Below are 8,509 nucleotides of genomic sequence, written 5' to 3' on the forward strand. Positions count from 1 at the left end.
GAGGAATTAAGTAACCAGCCGGGCCATCATCCCCATTGAGAGCGACTCCATGACCAGCAAAGTAAAATAATAAGCGGTCATTTTCAGTGACTTGTTCGGGTAAGGTATGGGATAAAAATTTGTTAAACTTAGACAGAGTTGCCACTTCGTCTAGGCATTCCCAGACTTCGTAATCATGCTTCTCGCGGAGAATTTCTGCTAGTTGTTTAGCATCGTTGACGGCGGTGTTCAGGGTGGAAATGCCGTTTGTATAGTTATTAATACCGATGATAAATGCGAGGTTGCGGGAGAACATATAGCAGTTGGCTATTTTATTAAGTTAAGTGTCAAATTATGTTTTTTTTTATGAAATAGGAATAACCCCTTATTAAGGGGCAGATATGTTTCAAAATTCGTAAGCATTTAGCTAAGAGGTTGTCTGAGAAGTCTCATTTGCTACATCCAAGCCCCCGTTGGTCCCCCAATTTTGGGGGACTTTTAGAAGCAAATTGACTCTTGTTCCCCCCAAGCGAGGGATTGCTCGCTTGGGGGGCTAGGGGGGCAAAATTCAGTATCAAAAAACTTGGGAGATATCCTCTAAGGCAATACCTGCTGAATCCTGAGGGCTAATAGCCGATTTTTAAGTATCTATAAACGTAAGCATTCAGCCGTCAGCCGTCAGCCGTCAGCCGTCAGCCGTTCGCGTAGCGTGGCCAACGGCCAAGGCTCACCCTTGGCCTTGGCCAATAACTGATAGCTGAATGCTGATGGCTAATGGCTGATAGCGGAATGCTTACCTATAAACTTATCTGGCTAACCACCAAGAATTATGCAGCAAATTTTCAATGGTGGCTCTCCCACAGGATTTACCCACCAAGACTCTTAAGTCCCCATCTTACCCCTATCCCGACAATCTTCTGTTCCCTAGGCAACACTTCTGCCTATTACCAATTACCAAGCTTCATGGATAAATTGAATAAAATTATTGGCTTCTCTAGGACTGATACTAACAAAAATAACCAGATAAATAATTAGCATTAGGCTTAATGTATTGAACTCTTTCATTTCTAATTTCCTCAGATTAGTTAGTGATTGACTTAGTGATTGACTGTAAGCATTCAGCTGTCAGCTGTCAGCCTTTGGCCGTAGGCTACGCTACTTGAGGTGCCGTCAGCTTATGCCTATAGCGCATTAGCTGATAGCTGATAGCTGACAGCTGATAGCTGATAGCTGGCAAGGGTAGCTTTTCAACTAGCCCGTTAGACCTAGACTGAATCCTGAAATTGCTGTAGTTTAGAACTCTTCAACTTCCTCTAGTTTCGTTGCTTTTTCAGGTTTTAACAGTACCCTTGTGGGTACTCTTAATCCTGGAACTGTAAGCTTTAGGACTGTCATTACTTAAAATTACAATTTCTACCCAAAGCTAGCTATACAGGAGTTTTTCCCGATTCCCGATTCCCGATTCCCGATTCCCGATTCCCGATTCCCGATTCCCGATTCCCGTTCCCCTCCTGGGAGGGGTTAGGGGTGGGTTCCGATTCCCGATTCCCGATTCCCGATTCCCGATTCCCGTTCCCCTCCTGGGAGGGGTTAGGGGTGGGTTCCGATTCCCGATTCCCAATTCCCGATTCCCGATTCCCGATTCCCGTTCCCCTCCTGGGAGGGGTTAGGGGTGGGTTCCGATTCCCGATTCCCGATTCCCGAACCCAATTGAGAACTGCTATATTGGGTGGCATGGGTGCCTACACCATTGAACTCGCTATCTGCCTAGCTTATAACTCCCTTGGATTGTGCGGTCGTTTTCTTTTGTCTGTTAGTCTTCAGGTGCGACCCGTGGCGAATTTAATAATTAGATGCGGAAACCCTACCTAATTGCCTTTTTCTCTGTTCACAAATTTTTCACTCTACCCTGATAGGATAGCGTACTGGTAGTAATTGTAATAGAGGTTATTACCTCTATTGTGATTCACGTGTTATTCAGGGCTGATTGACTGACAAAGCTCCTACAAACTATGGTGTCGCTGCTATCCCGCTAGGGGGTAAAACCCCTAGTTCATGTAGGGTGGGCAGTGCACCAGACAGATAATCAAGCTTGCAAAGGGCGTTGGTAGGCACTGCCCACCCTAGGATTAATGACTAGCTAGTTCATGTAGGGTGGGCAGTGCACCAGACAGATAATCAAGCTTGCAAAGGGCGTTGGTAGGCACTGCCCACCCTAGGATTAATAACTACCTAATAACTCAAGTCTGTTAAAACGGACTAGAGATAAAGGGTTGTAGTCGGTTGAAACCGACCTTAGCTATGAGCTGTGGACTTAAATCCATGGCAGGTTTGATGGCAAAGCCCAACATTGTTGAGTAAACCAGTATTCAAAGACAGACTAGGCAAGACTGAAACCTAATCTTTATATTCCCAAAAACCGGGATTTTAGGGATTGGTCAATAACATCTAAATCGGTAGCTCCTGAGTAGTTTGTAGCTACCTACTAATTGAAGTAGCAATAGGTAAGCCAATGGAAATTTTTAAGCAACGTCAGCAGCCAAAAGAAACTAATTCTCAAAGTGCTAATTTTTACTACTTTAGAGGAATTAGCCATCTAGTGGTGGGCAAATTTCAAGCAGCCATTCTGGAATTGAATGAAGCCATTGAGATTGACCCCAACCATGCTGCTGCCTATGACAACCGTGGCATATGCCTTCGAGAATTAGGTAAGCATCAAGAAGCCCTAGCAAATTTTCAAAAATCAGCTGCAATTTACCAAAAAAAGGGTAAAACGGATGATTATCAAAAGATAATAGCCAAAATTCACCACCTTTACTCACGGTGATTCGCTTAAGCCTGTGTAGTGAATGGTATAGGGCTAGGGGCAATGGCATTGGCAATAGGCAAGAGACAAGAGGCAAAAGTTAACTACAGGTGCGCTTTCCGCTTCAGGACTGACACAAAACTGGGCACTAAACGCTACAAGTAGTAGGTTACGTTAATAACGCACCCTACAGATAGTGTTACTACGGAAGTCCTGAATTCTTACTCTCGCCTTTTTCATAAATTTTCACAAAGCGCGTGATTAACTAGTGGGTTGTTCAAAGACTATGCACTATTGGTGAGGCTCGCCAACGGCATCTATTGATTAACTCATTTAACAATCATTTGTCAAATGTCATTAGTCAATTTCCAATTAACTTTGGAAATTGGAAATTGACTAATGACCAATGTTCGATTATTACTTGAAACAAAAGCACCCAGTCATGCAACTTGGTAAAATTCTGATTCGTAAACGAATTATTTCTACAAATCAACTCAATAAAGCCCTGGAAATCCAGTCTTTAACAGGAATCAAATTGGGAGAAATTTTGGTAACTAAAGGATTGATTGAATCTCAGGATTTGGAGCAAGCACTTTTGGAACAATATTGGCGAATAAATGGGTTTTGGGTGATTGACTAGTCCCACTGGATATAATTCAAAATTCAAACGCCAAAATTCAAACGTATTCCGTCGTTATCATCTAAAGGTTTTGATAGCATTAATGGGCTCTTATGATTAGCTTTAGGGATTAGATATTAGAAACAATAGGAGCAATTGATCGCCTCCGTTTAATCACCCATCACACCCCATTTGTTACATCGATTACGGCATCCGTTACTACATCCTTTACTACATCCTTTACTACATCCTTTACTATAGCAATTGCTGAATTCACTGCTCCAAAGTCCCTAAAATCCAGAGATTTATAGCTGACCGAATTGAAAACCGCTGTAATTATTTAAATCCTCATCATTCATAAGATAAAACTGGAAATGAGAGTAATATTTTGCGATAGCGTCTTTGACCATAAACTGATAGAACCTGATTACAAAGAAGAGATGAAAGCTGCCCAATTAGCTGGCTTCATAACTTCCCTATTCAGCTTTGAAGACTTGACTGATGGCAAGGTAGCTCGTTCATTAAGGTATGTGGAAAATGCGGAAGTGGAGGAATTGGCTATTTATCGTGGATGGATGTTAACTCCTTTATCCTATGGGTTACTTTATCATGGACTTTTAAACAAGAAGATCAAACTGATTAATACTCCAGCAGAATTTAAATATTGTCACTATTTACCTGAGTATTATCCAAAAATCAATGCTTTAACTCCAAAATCGAATTGGACAGTGGGTCAGGAAATGAATAATTGGGAAGTGATTAATTCCCTGACCGATGAGTTTGGAAATTATCCTATTATTGTCAAGGATTATGTAAAATCAGAAAAACATAACTGGCAGGAAGCTTGCTTTATTCCAGATGCATCCAATAAAGACAACGTGAAGAAGATAGTAGAAAGGTTTATAGAGCTGCGAGGTTCGGCCTTGAATGAAGGGCTGGTGTTCCGAAAATTTGAAGAGCTGGAATTTTTAACGGAACATTCTAAAAGTGGTATGCCATTGACAAAAGAGTACAGACTATTATTCGTTTTTGGTAAATTGGTAAAACTGTTTAATTATTGGGATGAAGGTGACTATGGTGATACAATACTAGACCTCACGCCTTTTCTTGATGTTGCCCAAAAAATAGATAGTAATTTTTTCACGATGGATATTGCTAAGAAGACTAATGATGATTGGATGATTATAGAGCTTGGTGATGGGCAAACAGCTGGGCTCCCGGATAATGGAAACAAAGGGGAATTTTATATGGAATTAAACAAAAATATAGGGCAGCATGTTTAATGTAAGCAGTCAGCAGTCAGCAGTCAGCAGTCAGCAGTCAGTCTTTGGCCTTGGCCGTTGGCCACGCTACGGGAATGGCTGATAGCCGAATGCTTACAATTACGCGAAGGCATTTACTGATAAATTCCCCTAACGCTATCTCAATCAATAACTTGAAGCTGAATATGGCAGCAGCAAAGCCGGTGCTCACCCTTACCGGAGGCTGGGCGACAGCAATGTCTTTCGCCCTAGGTGGGGTAACCCTAGCCATGTCGGGAAACTGTATTTTGGCCGACTATGCCTTGGCCGACATGGTTCCGGATGGGACATTGGGTAATGAATCGTCAGTGGTGATACCTAATACCACTGTCCGAGGAGAAATCGGGGATGTGATCGAAGGTGGCGCAACACGAGGTGCTAACTTATTTCACAGTTTCCAGGAATTTAATGTCGGAGAACTGCAACGGGTTTATTTTGCTAATCCCTCTGGGATCGAGAATATTCTAACCCGGGTAACCGGGGGGAATCTATCCAATATTCTAGGCACTTTGGGAGTAGATGGATCCGCTAATCTGTTTTTGCTCAATCCCAATGGTATTGTGTTTGGATCCCAGGCAAAATTAGATGTCGCTGGTTCCTTTTTTGCGTCTACTGCTAATAGCTTGGTATTTGGTGATGGGCTGGAGTTTAGTGCCACATCCCCACAAGCCCCACCACTCTTAACGATTAATATTACCCCAGGATTGCAGTATGGCAAATATGACCCCAGGACAACAATTACAAATGCTGGCAATTTAGCTGCTGGAAAAGACTTGACCCTAGCCGCAGGCCATCTGGATTTACAGGGTCAACTAAAAGCTGGTCGGAATTTGACTCTGTTGGCAGAAGATACAGTCAACATTAGCGATAGTGTAGCGCAACCGTTTATCGCCAATGCAGGTGGTTTGTTCGTAATTCAGGGTAATCAGTCGATTACTATTGCAGCAAAGAACCATTCCGATAGCGGTTTATTTGTTGGTTCCGATTTACGGTTGCGATCGCCGGGTCCGATCACAGGAGATACTAACTATACCGTTGGCGGAAATATCAGCATCGAGCAGGCAGTTGGATGGTAACCCAGGGAATTTCATCAGTCCCAATGATCCCATTATTCTAGCTAATGGAGATGTTAGTTTAGGAAACTATACCGGAGCATCACTGCATATTTTGGCAGGAGGAAGTGTTACCGTTGGGGACATCGAAATTAACTCTACCGATACCGGAGATAATGCCATTAGCCCTAATAATTCCAATCCGTTCTTGGCTAGTCTGGCTAATGTGACCTTGTCCGATGAAGCGAGAACTTCTGTAGTGATTGATGGCAGTAAGCGACCTACCCTCGATATTCGTGCTGGTATAGATTGGACATTACTGGGAGGTTTTCCAGGAAATACCGATAGTGGTAACCTTGCTCCTAATTTTGGGACTGCTGCTACTAGTGCAAATATCGAAATTGGCAACATTGAGATTAAAGCACCGAATGGACTGGTATTGTTAACCAATCAGTATCAAGCTAACCCATCGTTAGTTAGTGAAACCCTGAAAATTAGTTCAATTCTGACTGGTGACGGTACCGTAGCTAACCTAGTCAATGATAAGTTTACGAAGTTTGAGATAGATAGTAGTAAGCAGAGGTTTTCAGGGAATGGTGGCTCGGTCTTTATTAGACCTCTTGCATAAGTCTCATAAACCTTGGTCAACACAAGGCAAAAGGCAAAAGGCAAAAGGCAAAAGGGCTAGATTTTGATTTCATATTTATTTTTGCAAGAGGTCTAGTGTGGGGAGTGTGGGGAGTGTGGGGAGTGGGGGAGAATTGAGGTAAATTATAAATTCAATGTTCGCAACTCTGACTTCCGACTCCCGATTCCCTACTCCCGATTCCCTACTCCCGATTCCCTACTCCCTACTCCCTACTCCCTACTCCCTAGATTTTAGTAATAATAAGGATTTTCCGGTTCAGGAATTTTCTTAATCCCACTGGCTTCAATCACCAGCTGGCGTTTATCATCGAGGGTTTCTGTAATCATGTTACCTTCAACTTCGATCCAGGTATCGGACGGATAATCATTACGGTTTTCAGTAAGTTTAACTGGCAAACCTAAAGGATAAGCGTCAGCAGCACAACAAGTAATCACAAACCGGGAAATTAAGATATGGTCTAGAGGGAGATTAGGATGAATCACTACAAAACCATCTACTTTTACCTTTTGACCGGTATAGGCATCTGGTTCAGGATAAACATTCAAAAGCTTGATCCATTCAATTAGGCTGCGCTTTTCAGGATTGCTAGCACTGCGGAAGGATTGCGGTTGCGATCGCGTTATGGTGGCGGAGTCGGCAATACCCCGGTGTAGGGCGGTTTGGCTAGTAAATGCTTTGGGTGTCACGATTAAACCAACCATTGCCGTAGCGATCAGGAAGCCACTACTCCAACTAGGGGGAAATAAGGTTGTATGTTGAGCAGCTGGCCTAGTTACTCCCTTACCTAACCGGTGTTGACGCTCTAACTTCAGCAGTTGGGATAACCTCAAGCCTGATATTAACAATAAAATTACACCAGTGATAATTACCAAGCTAAAGTAATTGGGATGAATTAATAAGCTTAACTGACCACTTAGCCAGTATTTCAACAATAAAACTCCCCATAACGCTAAAGAAATTACTTCTAAAAGAGGAATTGACCAGTTTCTCCTGTAGGAACTTTTTCTGGACAAACGTCCTGAATGCTTAGATGGATTCATGATTAACAAGCCAATGGATTGTAGGAGGATTTAAAATTTTATAACTCCCTACTCCCTAACTAACATACAAATTAATAAACAAAGTCAATAAAAATGTTAACTGCCCTGCTATGAGAAATAGGTAAATGATTGACTTGGTTTTAAATACCGATAACAGTAAGCCGATGGCTTTGATGTCAATCATTGGTCCGAAGACTAGAAATGCTAACAACGAGCCACTAGTAAAGGTTGAGGCAAAGGCGAGGGCAAAAAATGCATCGACGGTGGAACAGATGGATACTACAGCGGCCAATAGCATCATGGCCAAAATAGACATCACTGGTCCTTGACCGAGGCTGATGATAATATCACGGGGGATAACGACTTGAATTATGGCTGCGATCGCACTACCTAAAACTAGGATTGAGCCTAGCTCCCGAAACTCTTGTATAGCATTTTCGATAAATAGCTGTAGTCGGTCAGGCAAGGGTTTGCTTTGTATGTCCTGGCTAGGGGGTGTGTTTAAGACATTAGCGTCTAAGGCCAAGGGTGTACCAGATTGACCGAGTAAATATGAGCCTGATTGTAGTAATGCTGGCTTATCCTCAGCAAATTTCCTTGGTCTAGAGCGAAACACTGCTCGTTGCAGTAGGGGGCCTAAGTCTTTCTGAGTACTGAAGACACAGCCGATAAAAATGGAAATACTTAAGGAAAATAAAATTCGCAATACCCAGATTTCCGGCTGGTCTCGAAAGGCTACCCAGGTTGACCAAATTACTACAGGATTGATGGTTGGGGCTGCGAGCAAAAACCCAATTGCAACTGGTGCTGGTGCTCCCTGGCTCAGCAGCCGCCTAGCCACTGGCACATTACCACACTCACACACTGGGAACAAAAAGCCGACACAACTACCAAAAACTGCTCCTAGAAAGGGGTGGCGAGGCATACTAGCAATCAGCTTGCGCTCATCCACAAAAAACAGCAGTAAGCTGGAGAGAATAACCCCCAGTAGCAAAAAAGGTGTTGCTTCAACCAACAAACTCAAGAATAGGGTGAAGGCGTTGTTGAGCTGATTCATGCATTT

At 42.9% G+C, this 8,509-nt stretch carries 10 protein-coding genes; 7 read left to right on the forward strand and 3 right to left on the reverse strand.

The window, feature by feature from the left end; all coding sequences use genetic code 11:
• On the reverse strand, nt 1-295 hold a 295-nt coding region (locus F6K38_RS30515; RefSeq protein ID WP_287358816.1), incomplete at its 3' end, for a caspase family protein.
• A gap of 1,211 nt (nt 296-1,506) precedes the next feature.
• Here F6K38_RS30515 and F6K38_RS30520 point away from each other — a divergent pair.
• From F6K38_RS30520 to F6K38_RS30550, 7 genes are all read left to right on the forward strand, one after another.
• On the forward strand, nt 1,507-1,851 hold the full coding sequence (locus F6K38_RS30520) for an immunoglobulin domain-containing protein (protein WP_131826928.1): 345 nt from the start codon (nt 1,507-1,509) through the stop codon (nt 1,849-1,851).
• A gap of 640 nt (nt 1,852-2,491) precedes the next feature.
• The gene (locus F6K38_RS30525) at nt 2,492-2,806 is read left to right on the forward strand and encodes a tetratricopeptide repeat protein (RefSeq protein ID WP_008191057.1); all 315 of its coding nucleotides are present in this window, start codon (nt 2,492-2,494) and stop codon (nt 2,804-2,806) included.
• A gap of 385 nt (nt 2,807-3,191) precedes the next feature.
• Nucleotides 3,192-3,425 (forward strand): cyclic di-GMP-binding domain-containing protein, MshE-related, encoded by a 234-nt coding sequence (locus F6K38_RS30530; RefSeq protein WP_008191055.1) that lies wholly within the window; start codon nt 3,192-3,194, stop codon nt 3,423-3,425.
• Between the two features lie 353 nt (nt 3,426-3,778).
• The gene (locus F6K38_RS30535; RefSeq protein ID WP_008191053.1) at nt 3,779-4,687 is read left to right on the forward strand and encodes an ATP-grasp domain-containing protein; all 909 of its coding nucleotides are present in this window, start codon (nt 3,779-3,781) and stop codon (nt 4,685-4,687) included.
• An 89-nt stretch (nt 4,688-4,776) separates the two neighbouring features.
• On the forward strand, nt 4,777-5,781 hold the full coding sequence (locus F6K38_RS30540) for a filamentous hemagglutinin N-terminal domain-containing protein (RefSeq protein WP_287358818.1): 1,005 nt from the start codon (nt 4,777-4,779) through the stop codon (nt 5,779-5,781).
• Nucleotides 5,741-6,385, forward strand: a complete 645-nt coding sequence (locus tag F6K38_RS30545) for a hypothetical protein (protein WP_131826926.1) — start codon at nt 5,741-5,743, stop codon at nt 6,383-6,385. Before F6K38_RS30540 ends, F6K38_RS30545 begins: the two co-directional genes overlap by 41 nt.
• 154 nt (nt 6,386-6,539) lie before the next feature.
• Complete coding sequence (locus tag F6K38_RS30550) at nt 6,540-6,677, forward strand: hypothetical protein (protein ID WP_165691825.1); 138 nt, start codon at nt 6,540-6,542, stop codon at nt 6,675-6,677.
• Here F6K38_RS30550 and F6K38_RS30555 read toward each other — a convergent pair.
• Both F6K38_RS30555 and F6K38_RS30560 read right to left on the reverse strand, forming a co-directional pair.
• A complete protein-coding gene (locus F6K38_RS30555) occupies nt 6,637-7,446 on the reverse strand; it encodes a TIGR03943 family putative permease subunit (protein ID WP_287252748.1) in 810 nt (269 codons plus the stop codon). The genes F6K38_RS30550 and F6K38_RS30555 overlap by 41 nt on opposite strands.
• Before the next feature lie 55 nt (nt 7,447-7,501).
• The gene (locus tag F6K38_RS30560; RefSeq protein WP_008191045.1) at nt 7,502-8,503 is read right to left on the reverse strand and encodes a permease; all 1,002 of its coding nucleotides are present in this window, start codon (nt 8,501-8,503) and stop codon (nt 7,502-7,504) included.
• Nucleotides 8,504-8,509 lie beyond the last annotated feature (6 nt).

Origin of the sequence: Moorena sp. SIO3B2 (assembly GCF_010692525.1) — a bacterium.
Classification (GTDB): domain Bacteria; phylum Cyanobacteriota; class Cyanobacteriia; order Cyanobacteriales; family Coleofasciculaceae; genus Moorena; species Moorena producens.